20 protein-coding genes are annotated in these 23,006 nt (G+C 70.7%); 6 read left to right on the top strand and 14 right to left on the bottom strand.

What is annotated here, in order from left to right; all coding sequences use genetic code 11:
• Window positions 1–4: 4 nt before the first annotated feature.
• The 3 genes from ACN4JJ_RS02715 to ACN4JJ_RS02705 are packed head-to-tail and all read right to left on the bottom strand — an operon-like array spanning window position 5 to window position 3,125.
• Complete coding sequence (locus ACN4JJ_RS02715; protein WP_440708364.1) at window positions 5–1,192, bottom strand: hypothetical protein; 1,188 nt, start codon at window positions 1,190–1,192, stop codon at window positions 5–7.
• Complete coding sequence (locus ACN4JJ_RS02710; RefSeq protein WP_440708363.1) at window positions 1,189–2,391, bottom strand: sensor histidine kinase; 1,203 nt, start codon at window positions 2,389–2,391, stop codon at window positions 1,189–1,191. Before ACN4JJ_RS02710 ends, ACN4JJ_RS02715 begins: the two co-directional genes overlap by 4 nt.
• 59 nt (window positions 2,392–2,450) lie before the next feature.
• Window positions 2,451–3,125: a helix-turn-helix transcriptional regulator gene (locus ACN4JJ_RS02705; RefSeq protein WP_440708362.1), complete on the bottom strand. Its 675-nt coding sequence runs from the start codon at window positions 3,123–3,125 to the stop codon at window positions 2,451–2,453.
• A gap of 132 nt (window positions 3,126–3,257) precedes the next feature.
• Here ACN4JJ_RS02705 and ACN4JJ_RS02700 point away from each other — a divergent pair, with 132 nt between their 5' ends.
• Both ACN4JJ_RS02700 and ACN4JJ_RS02695 read left to right on the top strand, forming a co-directional pair.
• Entirely contained in the window at window positions 3,258–4,892 is a 1,635-nt protein-coding gene (locus ACN4JJ_RS02700) for a sensor histidine kinase (RefSeq protein ID WP_440708361.1), read from the top strand.
• Window positions 4,893–4,920: 28 nt separating this feature from the next.
• Window positions 4,921–6,132 carry a GGDEF domain-containing protein gene (locus ACN4JJ_RS02695; protein ID WP_440708360.1) on the top strand — a complete coding sequence of 404 codons (1,212 nt, stop codon included), beginning with the start codon at window positions 4,921–4,923 and terminating at the stop codon, window positions 6,130–6,132.
• On the opposite strand, the gene ACN4JJ_RS02690 is transcribed toward ACN4JJ_RS02695, so the two are convergent.
• Entirely contained in the window at window positions 6,129–6,782 is a 654-nt protein-coding gene (locus tag ACN4JJ_RS02690; protein ID WP_440708359.1) for a hypothetical protein, read from the bottom strand. The genes ACN4JJ_RS02695 and ACN4JJ_RS02690 overlap by 4 nt on opposite strands.
• Window positions 6,783–6,888: 106 nt before the next feature.
• On the opposite strand from ACN4JJ_RS02690, the gene ACN4JJ_RS02685 reads away from it, so the two are divergent.
• Together ACN4JJ_RS02685 and ACN4JJ_RS02680 are read left to right on the top strand one after the other, a co-directional pair.
• On the top strand, window positions 6,889–8,334 hold the full coding sequence (locus ACN4JJ_RS02685; RefSeq protein ID WP_440708358.1) for a glycosyltransferase family 2 protein: 1,446 nt from the start codon (window positions 6,889–6,891) through the stop codon (window positions 8,332–8,334).
• The gene (locus ACN4JJ_RS02680) at window positions 8,331–8,756 is read left to right on the top strand and encodes a hypothetical protein (RefSeq protein WP_440708357.1); all 426 of its coding nucleotides are present in this window, start codon (window positions 8,331–8,333) and stop codon (window positions 8,754–8,756) included. The genes ACN4JJ_RS02685 and ACN4JJ_RS02680 overlap by 4 nt, the downstream gene beginning before the upstream one ends.
• A gap of 11 nt (window positions 8,757–8,767) precedes the next feature.
• Here ACN4JJ_RS02680 and ACN4JJ_RS02675 read toward each other — a convergent pair whose 3' ends face one another.
• Window positions 8,768–9,697, bottom strand: a complete 930-nt coding sequence (locus ACN4JJ_RS02675) for a response regulator transcription factor (protein ID WP_440708356.1) — start codon at window positions 9,695–9,697, stop codon at window positions 8,768–8,770.
• 32 nt (window positions 9,698–9,729) lie between these two features.
• On the opposite strand from ACN4JJ_RS02675, the gene ACN4JJ_RS02670 reads away from it, so the two are divergent.
• On the top strand, window positions 9,730–10,140 hold the full coding sequence (locus tag ACN4JJ_RS02670; protein ID WP_440708355.1) for a hypothetical protein: 411 nt from the start codon (window positions 9,730–9,732) through the stop codon (window positions 10,138–10,140).
• Window positions 10,141–10,149: 9 nt separating this feature from the next.
• On the opposite strand, the gene ACN4JJ_RS02665 is transcribed toward ACN4JJ_RS02670, so the two are convergent.
• The 5 genes from ACN4JJ_RS02665 to ACN4JJ_RS02645 all read right to left on the bottom strand — a co-directional run bounded on the left by ACN4JJ_RS02665 (window position 10,150) and on the right by ACN4JJ_RS02645 (window position 16,864).
• Window positions 10,150–11,139, bottom strand: coding sequence for a glycoside hydrolase family 6 protein (locus tag ACN4JJ_RS02665; protein WP_440708354.1), 990 nt, complete (start codon window positions 11,137–11,139; stop codon window positions 10,150–10,152).
• A 33-nt stretch (window positions 11,140–11,172) separates the two neighbouring features.
• Window positions 11,173–13,635 (bottom strand): putative bifunctional diguanylate cyclase/phosphodiesterase, encoded by a 2,463-nt coding sequence (locus ACN4JJ_RS02660; protein ID WP_440708353.1) that lies wholly within the window; start codon window positions 13,633–13,635, stop codon window positions 11,173–11,175.
• A 40-nt stretch (window positions 13,636–13,675) separates the two neighbouring features.
• Window positions 13,676–14,401: an SGNH/GDSL hydrolase family protein gene (locus ACN4JJ_RS02655; protein ID WP_440708352.1), complete on the bottom strand. Its 726-nt coding sequence runs from the start codon at window positions 14,399–14,401 to the stop codon at window positions 13,676–13,678.
• Window positions 14,402–14,463: 62 nt separating this feature from the next.
• A complete protein-coding gene (locus ACN4JJ_RS02650; RefSeq protein WP_440708351.1) occupies window positions 14,464–15,510 on the bottom strand; it encodes an aspartate-semialdehyde dehydrogenase in 1,047 nt (348 codons plus the stop codon).
• Window positions 15,511–15,541: 31 nt separating this feature from the next.
• Window positions 15,542–16,864 carry an aspartate kinase gene (locus ACN4JJ_RS02645; protein ID WP_440708350.1) on the bottom strand — a complete coding sequence of 441 codons (1,323 nt, stop codon included), beginning with the start codon at window positions 16,862–16,864 and terminating at the stop codon, window positions 15,542–15,544.
• Window positions 16,865–17,026: 162 nt separating this feature from the next.
• Between ACN4JJ_RS02645 and ACN4JJ_RS02640 the strand changes: the two genes are divergently transcribed.
• Entirely contained in the window at window positions 17,027–17,311 is a 285-nt protein-coding gene (locus tag ACN4JJ_RS02640) for a hypothetical protein (RefSeq protein ID WP_440708349.1), read from the top strand.
• A 10-nt stretch (window positions 17,312–17,321) separates the two neighbouring features.
• On the opposite strand, the gene ACN4JJ_RS02635 is transcribed toward ACN4JJ_RS02640, so the two are convergent.
• From ACN4JJ_RS02635 to ACN4JJ_RS02620, 4 genes are all read right to left on the bottom strand, one after another.
• Window positions 17,322–19,232 (bottom strand): bifunctional 3'-5' exonuclease/DNA polymerase, encoded by a 1,911-nt coding sequence (locus ACN4JJ_RS02635; protein WP_440708348.1) that lies wholly within the window; start codon window positions 19,230–19,232, stop codon window positions 17,322–17,324.
• A 143-nt stretch (window positions 19,233–19,375) separates the two neighbouring features.
• The gene (gene recR, locus ACN4JJ_RS02630) at window positions 19,376–19,975 is read right to left on the bottom strand and encodes a recombination mediator RecR (protein WP_440708347.1); all 600 of its coding nucleotides are present in this window, start codon (window positions 19,973–19,975) and stop codon (window positions 19,376–19,378) included.
• A gap of 78 nt (window positions 19,976–20,053) precedes the next feature.
• Window positions 20,054–22,396, bottom strand: a complete 2,343-nt coding sequence (locus tag ACN4JJ_RS02625) for a DNA polymerase III subunit gamma and tau (protein ID WP_440708346.1) — start codon at window positions 22,394–22,396, stop codon at window positions 20,054–20,056.
• A gap of 106 nt (window positions 22,397–22,502) precedes the next feature.
• Window positions 22,503–22,970: a GNAT family N-acetyltransferase gene (locus tag ACN4JJ_RS02620; RefSeq protein ID WP_440708345.1), complete on the bottom strand. Its 468-nt coding sequence runs from the start codon at window positions 22,968–22,970 to the stop codon at window positions 22,503–22,505.
• Window positions 22,971–23,006: the final 36 nt, after the last annotated feature.

The raw sequence follows: 23,006 nt of genomic DNA, 5'->3' as shown, positions 1-23,006 counted from the left end.
CCGCTCAGCCGAGACGGTCGATGTCGAACTGCACGAGCAGTTCGCGCCCGACCACCTGCTCGGTGGCGGTGTGGAACATCAGCCGGGTCATCCGGATGAAGGGCAGCACGTCGGTGCGCAGCGCCCGCACGTCGTCGCTCGAGCAGCGCACCATGCCGAAGCGATCGGACTCCCCCTCGAGCAGTTCGAGGATGATCGACCCCTTCTCGGTGTGCGGCGAGGACTCCAGCGCGATCAGCAGAGCCCGGATGGTGGCGCGGTCGTCTTCGTGCAGACGCCCGGAGAGCGCACTCTCGTCGACCAGAACGCTCACGTGGTCGCCGAGCGAGTCCTGCTGCGCCGAGGCCTCGAGCGCGCTCTGCAGGCCCGCCGCCAGTTCGGCGGCCCGGAGGCGGTCGGCCTCGGTCAGCACACCGCTCTGCCGCACGCGCCCGAGGAAGGGCACGATGTCGCTGCGCAGGCCACCGATGCCGCCCACCACGTCGTCGTCGACGAACTCGCGGCGCAGTTCGTCGAACTGCTGGTCGCGCTCGTCGGCCTGCTCCAGCCGCTCGCCGTAGATGCCGTACAGCAGCGACCGCGCGTAGGCGACCGCGCCCAGCCCCAGCGCGAGGATCGGCGCCAGCGCCACCAGCACGGTGACCGGCACGGGGATGACGGTGCTGCGGAAGCTCATCAGTTCGTGCAGCACCACCAGGATCAGCACCACGACCGCGGACACCGTCACGTAGGTGCCGAGCTCGGTGTGGGTGCGGAAGGGCGCCGCCGCCATCAGGGCGAGACCGAGGGTGATCAGACCCCAGTCGTCGCGCACGACGATGTTGGTGCCGAGGCAGCTGAGCGAGTTCAGCACGGTCGCGATCGCGATCAGCGCGTACGCCATGGCGAAGCGGTCCGAGCTCACGCCCAGATCGAAGCGGAAGGCGCTGCGCACGAACCAGCCGAACCCGGCGGCGAGCACCACCAGTGCCGCCACCGCCAGGGGCCAGGAGGAGATCTGGTCGGTGGTGCTGACGGTGAGCCCGACGGCGACCAGCAGCGAGACCACCGACACCACCACCAGAAAGCCGCGCGCGCTGATCGAGGCCAGCGGGTCGAGCTGCAGCGCCGTGGTGCCGCGCGGCGGCCGCATCCGGGGCACCGCCTGCACCCGGGGCGCCTGAGCGGCCGGTGTCTTCGAGCGGCCGATCACGAGTATCCCCCCGGCACGGTCACGAACACGGCGGTTCCCGCGCCCGGCCGCGACCAGATCTGCACGGTGCCACCGATCTCCATGATGTTGTCGACCACCATCATCCGCAGTCCCACGTCCTGCTCCGTGGTGCGGTTCAGGTCGAAGCCGACCCCGGCATCCGACACCATCACGCTGAGCTCCGGCGGACTGGACATCACCGCGATCTCGGCCTCCATCACGCCGGAGTGCTGCACCACGTTGTCCAGGCACTCCACCAGCGCGCGCTCGAGGCTGCGGCTCACCGTGGTGCTGAGCGCGTTGACCGCACCGAGATCGCCCGTGACCCGGATGTGCAGCCCCTTCTGCTCGCCGTCGCGCACGGCCCCGAGCAGCACCGGCACCTTGGCCAGCTTGCGGGTGGCCGAGCCGTCGACCCCGCGGGCGTCCAGGATCAGGCGCACGTCGGCGAGGTTGGCGAGATCGCGATCGATCGCCTGCCGGCGCTCGAGTCCCAGCTCGCCGGGCTCGGCGCTCGCGAGCGCCCGCAGATCGGCCAGCACGTTCTCCTGCAGCCAGGTGGAGGCGCGATCGTGGAAGCGGCCGAGGGCGACGTCGCGCTCCTCGGCGAGCGCCGCCCCGGCCATCAGTGCGGTGCCCCGGGAGGCCTCGCGACGGCCTAACCAAAGCGAGCAGACCAGCAGCGACACGGCGAGGTAGGAGGCGATCACCGGCACGTCCACGGCCAGCGGCATGCCCTGCTGCCAGGCCGCCACCTGCACGAGCCCGGGACCGGCCACGAAGGCGACCGTGCCGAGCGACAGCGCCTTCGCGAGGGATCGGGCCGAGATGCCCACCACGAGTACGGCGAACTCGGGCATCGACAGCAGCACGTAGTCGCTCGAAGGCGTCGGCCCCGGCACCTGCACCGACACCTCGGTGGTCACCAGGGCGAAGAAGTAGAGGCCGGCGCAGGCGAACAGCGTGAACAGCAGCGCGTGCCAGTACACCGGAGCGCGCAGGGCGAGCACCACTCCGGCGCCGGTCGCCAGCAGCCCGACCAGCCCGAAGGCGATCTCCGCGTGCCCGGTGACCGGGATGAACAGCACCGCCACCACGAAGGTGGCCGCGAGGAAGACGGAGGCGAGCCAGGTGCCCCCGCGGCACAGTGCCCGGCTCGTCGCCACTCCGTCGACGTCCGCCGCTATCTGTAGTGTCACCCGTGCCCCTCACAGTTCCGGAGCACGAAGTCGCGCCGGTCACCGACCCACTGGTGATTTTAGGCCAGGTAGCCGTCCTCGGCCGCGCGCCGCATCAGGTCTTGCTTGCGGTCGGCGTTCCGGCCCTCCGAGCGGTACTGCTCGCGCACCCGTTCGAGGGCGTTCTTGACCGCCTGGATGTTGGTGCCGAGCACCATCGCCACCTCCACCGGGCTGTGGCCGGAGGCGTACAACCGCAGTGTCTCCTCCTCGTCTTCGGAGAAGCGGATGGCGGCGGTCGGCAGGGTGGGCGGGCCCGACTCCGGCGTCCTCCCCGAGCGCGGCGGCGTGCGGTCGGCGGGTTCGTCCCAGGCCACAGCCGAGGCCGTCCGGCGGGCGAGCGAACGGCGCACCGCCTGCACGAGCTCGGCGGCAGGGCGGGTCTTCGACACGTACGCGGCGGCGCCTGCCGCACGCACGCGGCGTTCCAGAGCGGGTGCCTCGGCGTCTCCGGTCACCACCACGACGGTGCCGGCCGTCAGGCAGATCCGGATGCGCGCCTCGAGCGCCACGCTGTCGTCCGGCTGCGGATCCATGACGAGCACCTCGGGCCAGACCGCCGTCTCCTCCACCAGGTCCGACCACGACCGGGCGCACACCGTCACCCGCAGATCCGTGGCCTCGGCGGCGATCCACGCGGCCAGTCCGTCTATTACGAGCCCGTGGGCGTCGAGCAGTCCGAGCGAATGCGGCACACGGCCGGGCACAGTACCCTCTGTCGTCAACTCCCCCACCCCTGCTGGGATGATACAAGCCCCCCGAATGGGCGTCCAATCGCCGGGACGCACGGGACGGGCGGCGGATCGCCATGGCTGTACCCTCGACACATGAGCGCGGGCAGCGACAACACCGAGGCGGAGCGCCGCTCGCGTTTCGACCGTGCGGTCTTCCAGTCGCAGCTGCTGCTCGCGGCCGCCGTGCTGCTGCTGGTCTGCGCCGCATACCTCTTCCGCCCGAGCGCCGTGCTCGACTTCCGGTTCTTCGGCGGCGTGGCGGTCATCTTCGCGCTCACCGGGGCGTCCGCCCTGGTGCCCTGGTCGAAGCTGCCCCGCTCCTGCACCGCCATCGTGCCGCTGATCGACATCCTGGCCATCCTCGCCCTGCGCCTCGGCAACGCCGACCTCGGAGCCGGGCTTCTGCTGGTGTTCCCGGTCATCTGGCTCTCCAGCTACTTCGGCTTCGTGGGGGCGCTGGTCAGCGTGCTCAGTTCTTCGGTGCTGCTCTGGGCCAGCGCCATCCTGGCCGGCATCCCGCTCGCGCTGAACAGCATCCCGGCCCTGCTCGTGCTGCCCATCACGCTCGCCTTCATCGCCACCACCACCCTGGCCACCTCCAGTCGAACGGCCGCCCAAAGGGGGCTGCTCCGCCAGCAGGCCGACCTGCTGGAGGTCGCCCTGCGCCGAGCGCGCCGCCAGGAGCAGACCCTCGACGAGGTGCTGAACGCGGTCACCTTCGGCGTGGTCGCCTTCAGCAAAGACGGCGTGCAGACCATCCTGAACCGCGCGCACCGGGCCTATCAGACCGAGTTCGGGCTACCGGAGACCAGCGTCGAGCATCCGGTGCTCTACCGGCCCGACCGGGTCACGCCGTACGGCGACGACGAACGACCTTTCCACCGGGCGACCCGCGGCGAGCGCTTCGACGACATGGTGGCCTGGCTGGGCGAGCCGGGCGAGCACCGGATCGCGCTCTCGATCAGCTCCCGCCCGCTCACCACGGCCGACGGCCGGCCCGACGGCGGCGTCATGGTCTCGCGCGACGTGACCGCCGAGATCAACGCCATCCAGGCCCGCGACGACCTCGTGGCCTCGGTGTCGCACGAGCTGCGCACGCCGCTGACCTCGATCCTCGGGTACCTCGAGCTCGCGCTCGACGACGAGACCCTCGACCCCTCCACCCGGTCGATGCTGGAGGTGGCCTCGGCCAACTCGGACCGGCTGCTCGCGCTCGTGGCCGACCTGCTGACCGCCGCCAGCGAGAAGGACCAGCAGATCGTGATGTCGTTCAGCCAGTGCGATCTCTCCGAGATCGTGGCGCAGGCCATCGAGGCACAGCGCCTGGCGGCGAGCGAGCGCGGCATCGTGCTGCAGAACAGCGTGCAGGGGCCGGTGCTGCTGGAGGCCGACGGATTCCGGCTGCGGCAGGTGGTGGACAACCTGCTGACCAACGCCATCAAGTACAACGTCGAGAACGGCCGGGTGTCGGTGCAGATCGAGGCCGACGAGACGACGGTGCGGCTGGTGGTCAGCGACACCGGGATCGGGCTGAGCGACCTCGAGCAGTCCAAGCTCTTCGACCGGTACTTCCGGGCGGAGGGCGTGCGGCAGTCCAGCATCCACGGCTCGGGCCTCGGGCTCACCATCAGCCGCGACATCGTGCGGCGGCACGGCGGCGAACTCACCGTCGCGAGCACGGTCGCCGTGGGCACGACCTTCACCGCATCCGTTCCGCGACGCCGCTGAAGGTCGACTGACGCTAAACTCCGACTGGGTGGAGTTCGGCCCGAGGGAGACCGGTGGAACGGGGGTGGGGGCGATGGCGCTGGACGACAGCACGCTGCTCACGGTCTCGGGCCTCGTGATCATCCTCTGCGGCGTCTCGTTCATCCTCAACACGGCCATGCGGCGCAACGACGCCTCGGGCCGGCTCTGGAGCATCTCCTTCATCACCGGGATGCTCACCGCCCTCTCGTTCTCGGTGTGGAGCGTCGCTCCCGACACCTGGTGGGTGCTGGCGATCGGCAACACCTCGTACGTCATCTCGATCGGGGCCATCTGGTCGGGCGCGCGGGTGTTCAACGGCCGCGGCGGGCTGATCTGGGTCGCGCTGGCCGCGGGAGGCGTCACCGCGCTGCTGACGGCGATCGAGGGCCCCGCCGGCGGACCGTGGACGGGGTCGACCGGCCTGTTCACCGGCATCGCCGTGTTCGCGGGCCTCGGCGCCGCCGAGACGATGCGGGCCAGGATGCGACGCAACCTCAACGCGCGCATCCTCAGCTTCTGCCTCTGGATCGTCTGCGCCTACTACGTGATGCGCACCTCGATCTTCGTGGCGCTCGGCCCCGACAGCGCCATCTTCCAGGACTACTTCGGATCGGGCCTCACCACCGTGATCACCATCCTGCTCGTGCTGCTCAGCACGATCTCTATGTCGATCCTGCAGGCCGAGCGTTCCGGCGCCCGGGCCCTCGGCGACGTGACGGTGGGCGTGCACTCGGTGGTGGGCGTGCTCTCGGCGGCCTCCTTCATGCAGCAGTGGGCCGACTGGGTGGAGCGCGCCTCCTTCAACGGCGACCGGCTGGCGATGATCGCCATGGACGTCGACAACCTGCCGCAGATGAACACCGCCTTCGGCCGCACCTTCGGCGACACCGCCATCCGCTCGGTGGCGCAGATCATCCGGCACTACGCCCCCACCACGTCGCTGCTCGGCCACACCGGTGCCGGGCGTTTCGTGATCGTGGTGGTGACGGCATCCGCCACCGACGCCGAACAGCTGGCGATCCGCCTGCAGACCGCCCTCGTCGACGAACCGATCGACCCGGAGCAGTCGCTTCGCGCCACCGCCAGCTTCGGCGTGGTCGACACCGACGCCTTCGGCTACGGCCTCCCCGTGCTGCGCCGCGCCCTCGACGACAGCACACTCCAGGCCCGCGAAGAGGGCGGCAACCGCATCGTCGTGGCGCGAAGGACAGCCGTCTAGCTGCCCGCTATCGCGATCGTGAGCTGGTCGCTCGCCGTCTGCTTCGAGTAGTCACCGCTGCCGGGGGCCGTCTGGAGGAGGATCTCGTAGGTGAAGGAGAGGGTGACCGAGGTGGCCGTGGGGTCCAGCGCCGGCAGAATGAAGGTCTGGCTGTAGGAGTAGGGGTCTTTGATGTAGTAGCCGGGGGCCACCGAGGCCTGGTCGGAGATGGGGCTCGGAGCGGGCAGCGGGCCGTCGGGGCCGGCGACCGCGGGGGTGAGCGTGACGCGGGAGAGGTAGAAGCTCTGACCCTGGTCGCTGCCGAGCACACCGGAGAGCGAGAAGGTGAGCGGCTTGTTCGCCTCGGCCGTCCACTCGTCCATCGCCAGCGTGGAGTAGTAGTTGATGGTGAGTGCGATGTCGCCGGCCTGCAGCTGGTGCCGCGCCGATCCGCTCGCCAGCTCGTTGATGACCGGCGTGATGGTGGCGGGAAGGGTGGGGGTGGCCGAGGCGGAGGCGCTCGGCGTGTCGGCGGCGTCGGTGTTGAAGCCCGGCTGGTCCCACGGAGCGGTGCCGCACGCGCTCAGCGCGATCGTGGCGGCGAGGGCGAGACCGCCCGCGAAAACGCCTCGAATCGCCCGCCGGCGCCCGGATCGTGCTGTGCCTGGCATCCGAACACCCTTTCCCAAATGACCTGATCCAATCTTAAGCTGATCCTGACGCGACCCTAGCGCATTGTCGGGGGAACGCTTGGACCAGTGGGGGAGACTGACTTTCATGACCGAGATCAACCCGTACGTGACAGATCGCAGCGATCTGAGCGACGAGCGCGACGACTTCCAGAACGACTTCATCGAGTCGGTGGAGTCGCTGCCCTCCTACCGGCCCACCATCGGCTGCATCATCCCGGCCTACAACGAGGCCGAGTCGATCGGGGCCGTGCTGGAGTCGCTGCTGACGCAGACGCGGCTGCCCGACGTGATCCACGTGGTCGTGAACAACACCACCGACGACACCGTCAAGATCGCCGCGCAGTACGCGGGCCCGCACCTCAAGGAGGTCGACGGGGTCGAGCAGTTCACCGAGGTGTACGTGCACGACATCGGCAAGAACAAGGACAAGAAGGTCGGCGCCCTCAACTACGGCTACCAGCTGATCGAAGGATGCGACTTCCTCCTGGGCGTGGACGGCGACACCACCGCCGCCCCCGACGCCGTGGAGCGGCTCGCCGAGGAGATCACCTCCGACTCCCGCATCGGCGGCATCTCGGCGATCTTCTCGATCGACGACCGGCCGATCGAGGGCTTCGTGGCGAAGTTCCTGATCACCGGCCAGCGCTTCCAGTTCGCCGCCTTCAACATGCAGAACATGCTGAAGGGCCGCAACATGGCGGTGCTCGGCGGCCAGTTCTCGATCTTCAGCACCAAGGCGCTGCGCCAGATCATGGTGGAGAACCACCAGAACACCCCGTGGGTGAAAGACTCCGAGGTGGAGGACTCGCTGCTCTCGCTGCAGATCAAGAGCGCCGGCTACCTCACCAAGATCTCGGCCCAGGCCCGCGCCGACGTCGGTGGCATGACCACCCTGCGCGGCCTGGACGGCCAGCAGGTGAAGTGGAACTTCGGCGCCATCGAGCTGATGTGGCCCGGCCAGCGCGGCGACACGAAGGGCCAGCCCTTCCACCCGAACCTGCGCCTGCGCTGGCTCGAGAACCTCTCGATGCTCACCAACCTCGTCACCCGCGTGCTCTTCGTGCTGCTGCTGATGGGCTCGCTCTCGATCAGCGCCTTCGTGTTCTCGCCGGTCTGGCTGATCCCCCCGGTGATCGCCATCCTGCTGAACCTCCGCACGGCGCTGTCGATGAAGAACCGCAACAAGCGCGACATCTTCTTCGCCCTGTTCCTGTTCCCCGCCGAGATCTACATGTGGGTCAGGCTCGGCCACTTCCTGCGGGCCTGGACGAAGTTCCTCAGCAAGAAGCAGACCGACAACTGGGCCGCCCAGGCCAAGGCCGAGCGCGGCCGCGGGAACGGCTACCTGGTTCCCCTGGTCATCCTGGTGCTCGTGGTCGCCGTCCTGGTTCTGGTCTGGTTCATGCTCGACCCGTTCACCCAGTCGACCATCCTCTGGATCGGCTGGCCGGTGCTCGGTGTCATCACCATCCTGCAGACCCTCACCATGACCTTCAAGGTGCTCACGCGGTACCGGGGGTACAAGGTTTGACCCAGAGCTACATCGAACACGACGTGATGCTCTCGCTGCTCAGCGCGGTCGGAGACGAAGAGGGTCGCGGACGGTTCGTGCACGATTTCATCAACCTCTGGGAGACCCGATCCCAGAGGTTGATGAAAGCACTCGGCAGTCAGGATTTCGAGGATGCCGACGTGGTGCTGCTGAGCATCCGCAGCAGCAGCACCATGCTCGGCGCGTGGCCCCTCGAGGCCATCGCCGGCATGGTGCACTCCTCGGTGAAGGCCCACGATCTGGCGGGCAGCATGAGCCATCTGGCCCGGCTGCACGAGGTGGGCTCGAACACCTGCCGTGAGCTGCTCCAGCGCCTGGAGGCGATGCGCGCCTCGGGGCCGCGCTCCGTCAGCGGATCGGCCGGCAGTGGATCGGCCGGCAGCGGATCCGGGCAGGCCTGATCCGGATGGCCTCAGTCTACTTCGGAGGCCGCCAGACGATAACCGACACCGCGCACGGTCTCGATCCAGCGCGGCGTCGTGATGCTGTCGGCGAGCTTCCGGCGCAGGTTCGCCATGTGCACCTCGATGGCCCGCTTGTCGGCCTCGCTCACGAAGTGGGCGGTGACGTAGCTCTCGCCGCGCAGCAGCAGCGCCAGGTCGGCCTTGCTGCGCACGCGCCGCTGGCTCTCCATCAGCGCGTTCAGCAGGTCGAACTCGCTGCGGGTGAGGTCGATGGCCTTGCCGTCTTTCTCGGCGAGACGCATCTCGGAGTTGACGAACAGGGCGTTGTGCTCGATCCAGCCGTCTTCGCGATCGTAGTTCTTGGGGCCGGCCGGCTCGGCCGCGGCGGTGGGCTCCGGTGCGGCGGCGGGCGGAGCCGCCGCAGGGGCGGCGTAGACCTGCTCGGGCGCGGCGGGGGCGACCGGTGCCGCAGCGGCCGGGACGGGCGCGACCGCCGGGGCGGGAGCCGCGGGCTGCGCGACCGGCGCGACCGGGCCGGAGCCGTCGACCGCGAGAACCTGGCGGGGCCGGCGCATCATCGCCTCGACCCGGGCCCGCAGCTCGCGCGGGCGGAACGGCTTGGTGAGGTAGTCGTCGGCGCCGGCCTCCAGGCCCTGCAGCGTGTCGATCTCCTCGTCGCGTGCCGTGAGCATCACGAGATAGGTGTTGCTGAAGGCACGGATGCGCTTCGCGGCCTCGAACCCGTCGATGCCCGGCATGCTCACATCGAGCGTGGTCACCATCGGGTCGTAGGCGCGCACCGCCTGCACGCCGTCGAGCCCGTTGCCGGTGGCGATGACCTCGAACCCCGCCTGGGTCAAGACCGTCTCCAGCAGATGGCGGATGTCGGCATCATCCTCGATGATCACCGCGACGCGTCGTTCCGAATTGGTGTCCATTGCCACGATCGTATCAACGGATGGGGCCGACGATGAGTCTTTCCGGTGGCCGGCCCGAACGGGTGGCGGTGCTCAGCCAGGACGAGGCCTTCAGCGCGGGACTGCGTGAGTGGTTCCGGGCCCACGATCCGGAACTGGCCGTGGTGCTGGAGGCGACCCGCTGGGGCGACCTGCTGCAGGCGAAGGGCTTCCCGCCCGAGCTGGTGTTGCTGGATGCCGCCTCCTCGGCGCGTACCTCCGTCGTCTCGCGCGTTCGCACCGTGCGCGCCTCCGGGGCCGCCGTGATCGTGCTGAGCGCCGGCGGCGAGGAGGATGCGGCCGCTGCGCAGCTCGCCCTGTCGTCGGGCGCCTTCAGCGTGCTGCCCCGATCCGTCCCCCTGGGACTGATCGGCGAGGTCGCCCGGGCTGCGGTGGGCCTCCCCGTGGCGTCGGCCGAGGAGTGACGCGCGCCGCTACCAGCCGGCGTCGGCGGCGAGCTCGAGGGCGTTGGAGCTCCACCACTCCCCCGCGACCGGACCGCCGTTGCAGGTGCCGTCGCTCTCCCCCGGCGGCTTGACCCACAGGTTCGCGTCCTGGGCCGAACCCGACTTGGTGGCCGCGGGCTCGGCGCCGAGCGCCCGGCCGGAGGGGTTGCACCACTCACCGGTGGAGCCGTTGCCGTTGCGGCCGGTGTCGATCACGTAGTGCGCGCCGCCGGTCAGGCTGGAGATCTCGTTCGCGTAGTACTGCTCGCGATCGGTGGAGTTGTAGTTCGAGACGTTGGTGGAGAAGCCGCGCGCCCGGCTCACCCCGGCCTTGTTCAGCAGTTCGGCCATGTCGGCGGCCGGCCCCCAGTTGGAGTGCCCGGCGTCGATGTACACGGTCAGTCCCGCGCCGGCCAGGGTGTCGACGGAGGATCCGACCTCGGAGAGCCTCTCCTGGACGTTGTCGCACTCGTCGGCCAGCGCCAGCGCATCCGGTTCGAGGATGATCACGGCGTCGCTGCCCGAGAGCGAGGTCGCGATCTCCTGCACCCACACCGGGTACTCCTCGGCCGAGAGTCCGCCGCCGGAGTAGTTGCCGCAGTCGCGGTTCGGGATGCCGTAGACCGTGAAGATCGGTGTCTGATCGAGCTTCTTCGCCTGCGAGACCAGGTCGGCCACGTAGCCGCCGATCTCGCCCGCCGGATGCTTCTCCGGCGTCAGCCAGATGGCTGTCGGGACGGCCGCGATCTTCTCGAACGTCGCGGCATCGGCGGTGTCGCCGGCCGTGGTGGCATCCGACGCCGCGGCCGCGGCCTTGGAGCCGGGATCCACGAAGAGGGTCTTGCCCGCGAACGGGTTGTCAGAGGCGACGCCGCCCTGGCCGAGGATCGAGCCGATCCCCACCACCATGGCGCCGAGCACCGCCACGATCGCGACGATCGCGACCCCCAGGCCGACCCGCGGCAGCACTCTGTTCACGAAGGCCCTCCCGGTCTGGACAGTACCCCCAGCCTACCGGGACGCAGCGGTCGTGCCCGGCTCGCTGATCGAGCTGGCACGACCCACCGTACCGACGGCGCCGTAGGCCTTCAGCCGCGACATGGTCTGCGCGAACGGCACGGGACGGCCGTAGAAGAAGCCCTGCGCGTGCCGCACGCCGATCCCGACGAGCACGTCGACGGCATCCTGGGTCTCGATGCCCTCGACCACCGTGGAGTAGTCGAAGGCGTCGCCGAAGCCTTGCAGTGCGCGCACCACCTCGCGCTGGCGGGTGTCGTCGAGGTTGTCCACCAGCGACCGGTCGATCTTCAGGATGTCCATCGGGATGCGCACCAGGGCGCCCACGCTGGAGGCCTCCGATCCGTAGTCGTCGAGCGCGATCAGCATGCCGAGCTGGCGGAAGTGCTCGGCCTGGGCGCGCAGGTCGTCGTCGATGTCCTTCGTGGAGCGCTCGTTGAGCTCGAGGCAGAGCGAGACGTCGGGATAGCGCGGCACGATGTCCTTGAGGAAGGCCCCGACGTGCTCGTCGCGGATCTGCTCGACCTCGAGGTTGATCGTCATCATCGTGATGCTCGGCACGATCTTGCGGAATTCCCGCGCCGACTTCAGCGAGGCCTCGATCACCTGCTTGGTGAGCAGGTCCATGCGGCCGAGACCCTTGGCCTTCTCGATCAGCGAGGAGGTCGAGATGCGGCCGAGCTCCGGATGCGTGTACCGCACGAGCGACTCGAACGCCCAGATCTTGTCCTCGACCGTGTTGACGATGGGCTGGTAGACGACGTTCAGCACGCCGTCGTCGATGGCCTTCGCCACGATCTCGTTGATGCGGCTGGAGCGGTGCGGCGAGATGCCGATGCTGCTCTCGAACGAGGGGCCGCCCTGACGGCGGGACTTCTTGATGGCCAGCATCGAGTGGTCGGCGTCGACCACGATCGACTGCGGATCCGTCTCCTGGTGCCCGGAGTACGCCAGGCCCACGCTCACCAGCGGACGGTATTCGCGGCCGCCGAGGGTGGCGGGGGCGCCGATGTTGGCCACGATGTGATCGGCCACGGCCTTGGACTCGGCCAGCGACTGCAGCTTGGTGAGGATGACGACGAACTCGTCTCCGCCGACCCGCGCCACGAAGTCGTGCGGGCGCACGCTGGCCCGCAGGCGAGTGGCGACGGTGGAGAGCACCTCGTCGCCGATGTGGTGACCCTCGGTGTCGTTCAGGCGCTTGAACTGGTCGAGGTCGATGAACAGCACGGCGATTCCGGAGGCGTAGCTGCGGTCTTCGTTCAGGCGCGCGAGCGAGCGCTGGAAGGCGTTGTAGTTCGGCAGGCCGGTGAGCGAGTCGCGGTCGACCCGGTCGAGCAGGGTGTCGTAGGCCCCGCGCACGCGGGCGGTCTCGGAGGCGATGTGGCCGATGGCGTCGAGCGCGAGCTCGTCGTCGGGGGTGAACGGCACGCCGCCGTTCTTGCGGCTGGCCACGAGGTACTCGGTGGGCTCGACGGCGTCCTGCTGGTGCTCCTGGCTGACGTCGTCGTCGTCGGGGAGCACGGCATCCGGATCCAGCTGCGGATCGATGGCGTCGATGGCCGAGAAGCGCGCACCGATCTCGTTGCGACCGGGAGGGGTGCGGCGCACCTCGAACTCGGTGGCGTCGATCGCGCGGCGGGCGAACTCCACCATGGAGACCTTCGGATCCTGCAGCACGTCCCAGGGGAGCGCCCGCGCCGCATCCACGACACCGCTCAGCCGGCGCTCGCTGCTGCGGGTCTGCCGGCGCTTGGCCGCGCTGTAGAAGATCAGGGCGACGACCAGGAACGGCACGGTGTCGCGGGCGAGACGCAGCTCTTGGTCGGGACCGTCGACCAGGGCGAGGGCGCCCGTGTTCGCCCCGAACACGGCCACCGCCACGAGCGAGGTGAGGGCGAGCACGCCGAGCAGACGCCACGGGCTCAGGCCGTTGACGCCGCGGGAACGGTCGATGTTCCAGCGGCCGCCGTCGCGCAGGAACTCGATCACCAGTACGACGAGCATGTGGGCGGCGATGCCCGCCACGATCGCGACGGTCTCCCAGACGCCGGCGGCGATCAGGGCGCGGGAGACGGCGACGAAGGTGATGCCGCCGATGGCCGCGATACCGGCCCACTGCGCGGCCATCCAGGGCGCTCGGGAGGTGACGGCTTTGGAGATGAAGAATGCGGCGACCCAGAGTCCGATGTCGAGCAGGGGGTTCTCGCCGACGGAGCCGATCACCAGCAGAGCGCTGGCCACCCCGAAGGGGGGAAGGCCGGGCACGCGGCCGACGGGGATCTGGTAGACCGCCGTCACGCCGACGCTGAGCAGGAAGACCAGGCAGGCGACCGCGCTCGGCGGTGGGTCGGCGAGGCCGGCCACGACGCCGACGACCACGGTCGCGACCGCGACGGCGGCCAGGAGGGCCGAGACGGCGATCGACGCCTTGCGCTGCTCGTAGTGCTCGACCATGCCGCGAGTTTATCCGCTGCGGGCCCCGCCGCCGGCCGGGTCAGAGGCCGAGTCCGCGCAGGGCGGCGTCCATCTTCTCGGCCATCGCCGCGTAGCCCTCGTCATTCGGGTGCAGACCGTCGGAGGCCATCCATTCGGGATGACCCTCGATCCAGTGCGAGGCGTCCGGGATGTAGTCGGCGCCGATGTCCTCGGCGCCTGACTTCACCCAGTCGATGATCTGCGGCACCGAGTCGGGGCGCTCGTCTGTGTACCAGAACGGTTCCACCACGATGATGCGGGCATCCGGGAGCGCGGCCTTCAGGGTCTGAAAGTCGGTGCGGATCGCATCCTGGATCTCGTCCGCGCGCCCGGGCATCGAGAAGTTGTCGTTCAGGCCCATCGTGATGAAGAGGATGTCGGGATCGTCGGCGATGACCTTGCTCACCTCGTCGTCGCCCGAGTAGTCCGGCGGCGTGCTGGCGCGATTGTTCACGAACCCGAGCCCGTTGACGCTCGGGTTGAACTCGCTCCAGCCGCGCTCGGCGCTCACGATGCTCGACCACCGCTTCGCCGGGTCACTGGCCCCCGTTCCCAGCGTGTACGAGTCGCCGTAGAACGCCACCCGCACGGCGTTCGGATCCGCCGCCGCGGCACTCGGCGAGCTCGATGCCTGGGGGTCGCCCCCGTTGCGCGACGACACCTGCGCGACCGCGAGCAGCACGAGCACGACCGCCACCACGAAGGCGGCCCCGACGAGGATCAGATTCCGGTAACCCTGAGGCATACGGGTGATTCGGACCCGCCCGACGTTTCGACGGGAGGGAATGTCCATCCGCTCCGGTGCGGCTAGCTCGCCGCGATGACCTCGGCGATCTGCACCGCGTTCAGGGCGGCGCCCTTGCGCAGGTTGTCGTTGCTGATGAACAGCACGAGACCCTTCTTGCCGGGGGCCGACTGGTCTTGGCGGATGCGGCCCACGTAGCTGGGGTCGTTGCCGGCCGCCTGGAGCGGGGTCGGGACGTCCGCGATCTGCACGCCTGGAGCATCCGCCAGCAGTTCGTAGGCGCGCTCGGGGGTGATGTCGTTGGCGAACTCGACGTTGATGCTCAGCGAGTGGCCGGTGAAGACGGGCACGCGCACGCAGGTGCCGGCGACGCGGAGCTCGGGCAGTTCGAGGATCTTGCGGCTCTCGTTGCGGAGCTTCTTCTCCTCGTCGGTCTCGAGCTCGCCGTCGTCGACGATCGAGCCGGCGAGCGGGATGACGTCGAAGGCGATCGGGGCGACGTACTTGACGGGGGCCGGGAAGTCGACCGAGCCGCCGTCGTGCACGAGGTTCAGCAGCTTCTCGGGGTCGGCGGTGGCCGCGATGGCCTGGTTCGCCAGCTCTTCGGCGCCCGCGAGGCCCGATCCGGAGACCGCCTGGTAGGTGCTGACGATGAGCCGCTCGAGGCCGGCCTCGGCGTCGAGCACCTTCAGCACGGGCATGGCCGCCATGGTGGTGCAGTTCGGGTTCGCGATGATGCCCTTGACCGCCTGCGTGATGGCGTGCGGGTTGACCTCGGAGACCACGAGGGGCACCTCGGGGTCCATCCGCCAGGCACTGGAGTTGTCGATCACGGTCACGCCGGCGGCGGCGAAGCGGGGCGCCTGGGCGCGCGATCCGGTGGCCCCGGCCGAGAAGAGGGCGATGTCCAGGCCCGTGGGGTCGGCGGTCTCGACATCTTCGACGACGACGTCCTGGCCCTTGAAGGGCAGCACGGTGCCGGCGCTGCGGGCGGTGGCGAAGAAGCGGATGCTCGCGATCGGGAAGTCGCGCTCCTCCAGCAGGCGGCGCATGACCTTGCCGACCTGGCCGGTTGCGCCCACGACGCCGACGTTCAGTGCCTTGCTCACGGTGTGTCCTTCGTTCGGGGAGATGGTCGGGTCAGCGGCCGGTGCCGGCGTGCACGATCGCCTCGACGTCGGCGTCGAGGCCGAAGGCGGTGTGCACCACGCGCAGGGCGTCGTTGATCGTGTCGGCGCGGGTGACCACCGAGATGCGGATCTCCGAGGTCGAGATCATCTCGATGTTGATGCCCGCCTCGAACAGTGCGGTGAACAGCTTCGCCGAGACGCCCGCGTTCGTGCGCATGCCGGCGCCGACGAGCGCGAGCTTGCCGATCTGGTCGTCGTACTGCAGCGCCTTGAAGCCGGAATCCTCCTGCTCGGCGCGCAGGGCGGTCAGCACCAACTGGCCCTCGGTCTTCGGCAGCGTGAACGAGATGTCGGTGAGGCCGGTGGAGGCCGCCGACACGTTCTGCACGATCATGTCGATGTTCGCGCCGGTCTTGGCCACGACCGTGAAGATCTGTGCGGCCTTGCCCGGGATGTCGGGCACGCCGACGACGGTGATCTTCGCTTCGCTGAGGTCGGTGGCGACGCCGGCGATCATGGGTTCTTCCACGAGACCCTCACTTCCAGACGGGATGACGGATGATCCGGGCACGACGGCGGGGCCGTTCGGCTCGGTCTCCGTCGGGTTGTAGACGATGGTGCCCTCGTTGTTGTTGAACGACGAGCGGACGTGCAGGGTGACGCCGTGGCGCCGGGCGTATTCCACGGCGCGGATGTAGAGCACCTTCGCGCCGTTGGCCGCGAGCTCGAGCATCTCCTCGCTCGTGATGCGGTCGATCTTGCGGGCCTTGGGCACCAGGCGCGGATCGGAGGTGTAGATGCCGTCGACGTCGGTGTAGATCTCGCACACGTCGGCGTTCAGCGCCGCGGCGAGGGCGACGGCCGTGGTGTCGGAACCGCCGCGGCCGAGCGTGGTGATGTCTTTGGTGTCGCGGTTGAAGCCCTGGAAGCCGGCGACGATCACGATCGCGCCCTCGTCGAGCGCTTCGCGCAGGCGCACCGGCGTGACGTCCACGATCCGCGCGGAGCCGTGCGTGGCATCCGTGATCATGCCGGCCTGGCTGCCGGTGAAGCTGCGGGCGTCGTGGCCGAGGCTCTCGATGGCCATGGCGAGCAGGGCCATGGAGATGCGCTCGCCGGCGCTCAGCAGCATGTCCATCTCGCGCGGGGCGGGGATGGGGGCCACCTCGTGGGCCAGGTCGAGCAGTTCGTCGGTGGTGTCGCCCATGGCGGAGACGGCGACCACGACCTCGTTGCCGGCCTTTCGGGCCTCGACGATGCGCTTGGCGACCCGCTTGATGCTCTCCGCGTCGGCGACCGACGAACCGCCGAACTTCTGAACGATCAAGCTCACGGGGACTCCTGGTGGGGCGGGGCGGGGAAGCGGGTGCGTGCGTGTGCGGGTGGTGCACGGAACCCGACTGCCGAGTATATCGCGGCGGCGTCGGGGTGTATTCCCAGCTCGGGGTCACCGGGGGTTCATCTGCGCGTAAGGCGTGCGTCTTAGCGTGGGCTCATGAGCAGCACCAACTGGACCAAGACCGCCCTCCGCGCCCGCCTGCGGGCGGATCTCGCGCTGGACACCGCGGCGCACGGCCGCGCGGTGACGCCGGAGCTCGCCGGCCGGCGGCTGGACTACCTGCGGATCGTCGCAGGCGTCGACCGGGGCTCGCTGACGGCCGAGGACGGCGCCTCGGCGTTCGAACTGCTGGCGCGCTCGGTCGATGCGTGGCCGGCCGTGTCGTCGGTCGCGTCCTCGTCGGCCCCCGCCGCCGTCGCGGCCGTGCCCGCCGCCGCTTGAGCCCGATCGGTCACTTGGCCTGGTCGTAGCGGTCGACGATCGCGACCGTCACCGGGAACTCCACCGGGGCGTCGCCGAAGATGAGGCGGCCCGCCTCGGCCGCGGCCGCCCGGAGCTCCGCGGCCACCTGCTCGGCGAGCTCCGCCGGCGTGTGCACCATCACCTCGTCGTGGAGGAAGAACGCGAGGTGGGGACGCTGCTCGAGTAGAGCATCCGTGGCGCCGTCGCGGCCGAGCGCCCAGAGGCGGCGGCGGATCGAGCTGATCCAGCACAGCGCCCACTCCGCGGCCGTGCCCTGCACCACGAAATTGCGGGTGAAGCGGCCCCAGCTGCGCGCGGACTGGCGGGCGCGGGCGCGCACCGTGTCGGAGGCGCCGTCGGCCGTCGCCGCGTCGCGCAGGTCGAGCCAGTCGTCGCCCGGGCGCGGGCTGGTGCGGCCGAGCCTCGTCGAGACGCGGTTGCCGGCCTCGCCCGTGCGGGCGGCCGCCTCGACGTACGCGATGGCCGCGGGGTAGGCCTTGGCCAGGCGCGGGAGCATCCGGCCGCTCTCGCCCGAGGTGCCGCCGTACATGGCGCCGAGCATCCCGAGCTTGGCGTGCGGGCGCGTGTCGACGGCGCCCGAGGCCACGATGCCGTCGTAGAGGTCGCGGCCGCGGCCCGCCTCGGCCATGGCGCGGTCGCCGGCCAGGGCGGCGAGGATGCGCGGTTCGAGCTGGGCGGCGTCGGCCACCACGAGAAGGCGGCCGGGGTCGGCGCGCACCGCGCTGCGGACGGCCTTCGGCAGTTGGAGGGCGCCGCCGCCTTCCGAAGCCCAGCGGCCGGTGACGACGCCGCCGGGGATGTAGGTGGGATGGAAGCGGCCGTCGCGCACCCAGGTGTCGCTCCAGTTCCAGCCGTTGGCGGTGAGGATGCGCGCCCGCTTCTTGTAGTCGAGCAGGGGCGGGATGGCGGGGTGGTCGATCCGGGTGAGGTCCCAGGAGCGGGTGCTGTCGACGCGGATGCCCGCGCGGCGCAGCGACTTGAGCAGTTCGGCCGGGGAGTCGGGGTTGGCCGTGGGATCGGCGAGGGCGTCGCGGATGCGGGCGAGCAGGGCCTCGAGCTTCGCCGGGCGCGGATCGGGATCGCCGGGCCGCGCGCCCGGCGGCCGCTGCGGGCGGGGGCCCAGCAGATCTTCGAGCACCTCGTGGTGGCGTTCGGCGCTGTAGGGCAGTCCGACGTGCCGCATCTCGGCGGCGACGAGGGCGCCGGCCGACTCGGCGGCGGCGAGGAGCGCGATGCGGCTCGGGTCGGCGGCCTCGGCCAGGACCGTGCGCTGGGCGCGGAACTCCGTGAGCTCGTCCGGCCCGGTCCGGTCAGGCGGAGCGGGCCGGGCACCGGCAGTGCGCGGTGGCGCCGCTTCGCCCGGTCTCCCCGGGTCGGGCGATTCGGCGGGCGCGGTGAAGAGCGCGTCGTCGAACAAGGTCGTCTGGTCGGCGGGAACGGTCGGCATCGACGACGGGAGATCGGAATCGGCTCCCGGCAGTCGCACCGGCGCACGATCCCAGTCGGAAGGCGGCGCCTTGGCGAAGGGTGTGCTCGCGGTGAGCTCCGACGCCCGCAGGATCGTGTGCACGAGGCGCAGGTCGTGGGCCCGTTCGATCCGCACGCCCGCGGCGAGCAGGCCCGGGTACCAGCGGGCGGTGTCGTCCCACACCCAGCGGGGGTGATGGCCGCGTTCCAGCCGCGAGACGGCCGCCGCCAGCTCAGACCGCTCGACGACGACCGCCTCGGCCGTGGCGATCCGCGAGTCTGCGGCCTCGGCGGTCGGAACTCCCGAGATCGCGGTCACGGCCGGGGAATTCCCGGACTCCGCGCTCGCGTCGAGCGGCAGGAGCCGGACGCGGCCGTCGGGCGCCTCGGCGACGACCACGAACTCGATCACGGGGTGTCACCCGGCGCGGACCGGTTGACAAGGCTGCACATAACGACGAGCGGGGCCGTATTCGGCGTCGCTCCGGCTGAAATGCAGCCCTGTGAACGGCAGACCGCGCTGCGGGGCCCGGGTGTGGGCGTGCGCACGAGAACTCAGTTCTCGACCAGGCGGCGCCCCTCGAAGGCCCGGCCCAGCGTGACTTCGTCGGCGTACTCGAGGTCGCCGCCCACGGGCAGGCCCGAGGCCAGCCGGGTGACGCGGATCTCGAGCGTGGTGAGCAGCCGGGAGAGGTAGGTGGCCGTGGCCTCGCCCTCGAGGTTGGGGTCGGTGGCGATGATCACCTCGGTGACGGTGCCGTCGGCGAGGCGCTGCATCAGTTCGCGGATGCGCAGGTTGTCGGGGCCGATGCCGTCGATCGGGCTGATCGCGCCGCCGAGCACGTGGTACAGGCCGCGGAACTCGCGGGTGCGCTCGATGGCCACCACGTCCTTGGCCTCCTCCACCACACAGATCAGGTTCTGCGCGCGGCGCGGATCACGGCAGATGCCGCAGGTCTCCTGCTCGGAGACGTTGCCGCACACCTGGCAGAAGTGCACCTTGTCGCGCACGTCGGTGAGGATCTCGGCGAGCCGGCTCACGTCGAACGACTCCGTCTGCACGATGTGGAACGCGATCCGCTGGGCCGACTTGGGGCCGATGCCGGGCAGGCGGCCGAGTTCGTCGATGAGCTCTTGGACGATTCCTTCGTACATGGTGGGGGCCTCTCAGCGGATGCTCGCCGGTCGTCGGGGTCGGTGTGGGGCGGGTGGAACCGGGGTGGACGACCCGGGTCAGCCCTCGCGGCCGGGCAGCGGCTGCTCTTCGATGAAGTTCGCCCCGAGGATCTCGCGCACGACGGCCTCGCCGTAGCGGGCGCGGCCGCCCGCCGTGGCCGCCGGGGGCCGGGACGGAGCCGCCGGAGCGCGCACGGGCGCGGCGGCGGAGGCGGTGCTCGCCGACGTCGTCGGCGCAGCGGCCTGCGGTGCCGACGATCCGGCGGCCGGAGCGGGGGCCGCGGACGCCGGAGCAGGAGCCGAGAACTGCGCCGGAGCGCCGGCACCCGGAACGCTGTCCGCGCGATCGGCGGGAAGCTCCGGCTCGTCGCTCGGCATCGGCTCGTCGGCCAACGGGGGCTCGTCGTCGCTCGAGGTGGGGATGGCGACGACGTCCCAGCTGGTGGTGGGCGCGGCGGCCCGGTTCGCCGAGGGGGCCGATGGAGCGCTGGTGGAGCGCGACTGCGCGGCCCGGCCCGCGGTCGGGGTCGGACCCTGAGCGGCGGGCGGAGTCGCCTGCGCCGAAGGGGGAGGCTGCGTCGAGGTGGCGGGCTGACGTGCGGCAGGCGCGGCCGGGGCCTCGGGTGACGGGTCATGGTGCGGGCGCAGCGAGGTGTCGACGTTGGCGCGGTACATCACGCGCAGGCCCAGCACGTCGAGGATGGCCTGGCGGAGGAACTCGCTCACGCCCTGGCCGGGAGCGGAGCGCTCCTTGAAGCTCGCGACGTCGTTCTCGCTCGGGAAGGCGAGCGTCAGCACGTCGCCGTCGAGCGCCCGCACCTGCGCGGTGTAGACCACGAGCCACGCGGTCATCTTGGCCTTCTGCACGGCCTCGAGGATCTCGGGCCAGGCATCCTTCATCTGCTGCAGCGTGACCTCGCCGGCTGCGGCGGAGACGGCCGCCGGCGACTCGGCCGCGGCAGCCGCATCCGCAGCCGGGATGGGCACGGCGGCCTGAGGCACGGCCACGACGTCGGGCGTCTCGACCGGCGACTCCGCCGGGGTGCTGGGGCCGGCGGGTGACGCGGGTGCCGCCGAGGCCGCGGATGCCGTCGGCGCGGCGGCAGGCGTGCTCGGCTCCGGGGCGGAAGCAGCAGGCGCCGGCGAGGAAACGGGCACGGCCGGGCTGGACGCGGCCACACGTTCTGCGGGGGCCGACCCGACCGCGGCGGCCACCGGACGCCCCGCATCCGGACCGTCGACGCCGATACGCCGCTCGAGCCGCTCGACGCGGGCGAGCGCACCGCGCTGCGAGTCGTCGGAGGCCGGCACGAGGGCCCGCGCCACCATCAGCTCGAGGTGCAGGCGCGGCGAGGTGGCACCCGTCATCTCGGTGAGTGCGGTGTTGACGATGTCGGCGAGCCGCGAGAGCTCGGCGTGCCCGAACAGGGCCGCCTGACGGCGCATCACCTCGATCTCATCGGCCGGCACGCCGCGCAGCACGGCGGAGGCCTGCTCGCGGGTGGCCTCGACCACGATGATGTCGCGCACGCGCTCGAGCAGGTCTTCGACGAAACGGCGCGGATCCTGCCCCGTCTGGATGACCCGGTCGACCGCGTCGAAGGCCGCGGCCCCGTCGTGCGTGCCGAGCGCGTCGATGGCCTCGGAGAGCAGGGCGCCGTGGGTGTAGCCGAGCAGCGCGACGGCGCGCTCGTACTCCACCCGGTTGCCCTCGGAACCGGCGATCAGCTGGTCGAGCAGCGACAGCGTGTCCCGGGCCGATCCGCCGCCCGCGCGCACCACGAGGGGCAGCACGCCGGGAGCCACCTCCACGCCCTCGGAGTCGCAGAGCGACTGCACGTACTCGAGCAGCTGCGCCGGCGGGATGAGGCGGAAGGGATAGTGGTGCGTGCGCGACCGGATGGTGCCGATCACCTTGTCGGGCTCGGTCGTGGCGAAGATGAACTTGATGTGCTCCGGCGGCTCTTCGACGATCTTCAGCAGCGCGTTGAAGCCCTGCGGCGTCACCATGTGCGCCTCGTCGAGGATGAAGATCTTGAAGCGGTCGCGGGCCGGCGCGAACACCGCGCGCTCGCGCAGGTCGCGCGCGTCGTCGACACCGTTGTGGCTCGCCGCGTCGATCTCGACCACGTCGAGCGAGCCCGGGCCGTCGCGCCCCAGCTCGACACAGCTCGGGCAGACGCCGCACGGAGTGTCGGTCGGACCCTCGGCGCAGTTCAGGCAGCGGGCCAGGATGCGGGCCGACGTGGTCTTGCCGCAGCCCCGCGGACCACTGAACAGATAGGCGTGATTGACCCGGTTCGTGCGCAGCGCCGTCATCAGCGGATCGGTCACCTGCGACTGCCCGATCATCTCGGCGAAGTTCTCGGGCCGGTAGCGGCGATACAGGGCGGTGGACACCCGCCAACAATACCTCGGGCTACCGACATGCTGGCTGCCGGGTGGTGCTTGCTGCCGGGGCGGGGATGCTTGCGGCCTGCCGCCCCGTGGCCTCGCTTCGGGCGGGCTAGAGGGTTCGGGCGAAGCAGAGGGAGAGGGGGGAGCCTACGTAGGGGCCGAAGAGGGGGATGGGGGCGTAGCCCTCGCGCTGGTAGAAGCGGATGGCATCGGGCTGAGCGGTGCCCGTCTCCAGGACGAGGCGGTCCAGGCCGAGACCGCGGGCCTCCTCTTCGAGCGCGCGCAGGATGGCCGTCGAGACGCCGGCGCCACGCGCGGAGGGGTGCACGAACATGCGCTTGATCTCGGCGCCGCCGTCGGGCAGGGGGCGCAGACCGCCGCAGCCGACCGCCGTGCCGTCGGCCGTGCGCGCCACCAGGAAGATCGGCACGCTGTCGGCCGTGGGCGTCGCGCCGGGCTCGTGGTCGTCGCGGCCGTACCGGGCGTCGAGCTCGTCGCGCTGCGCCTGGCGGAGGGCCGCGGCATCCGGAGCGTCGAAGTGCTCGCGGGCGATGGTGACGGCGATCGGATCGGGCATACGCTCCTCATCTCGGGTGATTGCGGCCTCGGCTGC

The sequence above is a fragment of the Herbiconiux dendrobii genome, assembly GCF_052048175.1.
Taxonomy (GTDB): domain Bacteria; phylum Actinomycetota; class Actinomycetes; order Actinomycetales; family Microbacteriaceae; genus Herbiconiux.
The sequence above is the reverse complement of the archived record's forward strand: the minus strand, read 5'-3'. Positions and strand labels throughout refer to the sequence as shown.

Bases quoted from the DNA above. Each gene is read 5' to 3' on its own strand.
- ACN4JJ_RS02690 (WP_440708359.1), bottom strand. From the start codon at position 6,782: ATGCCAGGCACAGCACGATCCGGGCGCCGGCGGGCGATTCGAGGCGTT.
- ACN4JJ_RS02660 (WP_440708353.1), bottom strand. From the start codon at position 13,635: ATGGTCGAGCACTACGAGCAGCGCAAGGCGTCGATCGCCGTCTCGGCC.
- ACN4JJ_RS02655 (WP_440708352.1), bottom strand. From the start codon at position 14,401: ATGCCTCAGGGTTACCGGAATCTGATCCTCGTCGGGGCCGCCTTCGTG.
- ACN4JJ_RS02675 (WP_440708356.1), bottom strand. From the start codon at position 9,697: ATGGACACCAATTCGGAACGACGCGTCGCGGTGATCATCGAGGATGAT.
- ACN4JJ_RS02700 (WP_440708361.1), top strand. From the start codon at position 3,258: ATGAGCGCGGGCAGCGACAACACCGAGGCGGAGCGCCGCTCGCGTTTC.
- ACN4JJ_RS02685 (WP_440708358.1), top strand. From the start codon at position 6,889: ATGACCGAGATCAACCCGTACGTGACAGATCGCAGCGATCTGAGCGAC.
- ACN4JJ_RS02620 (WP_440708345.1), bottom strand. From the start codon at position 22,970: ATGCCCGATCCGATCGCCGTCACCATCGCCCGCGAGCACTTCGACGCT.
- recR (WP_440708347.1), bottom strand. From the start codon at position 19,975: ATGTACGAAGGAATCGTCCAAGAGCTCATCGACGAACTCGGCCGCCTG.
- ACN4JJ_RS02670 (WP_440708355.1), top strand. From the start codon at position 9,730: ATGAGTCTTTCCGGTGGCCGGCCCGAACGGGTGGCGGTGCTCAGCCAG.
- ACN4JJ_RS02640 (WP_440708349.1), top strand. From the start codon at position 17,027: ATGAGCAGCACCAACTGGACCAAGACCGCCCTCCGCGCCCGCCTGCGG.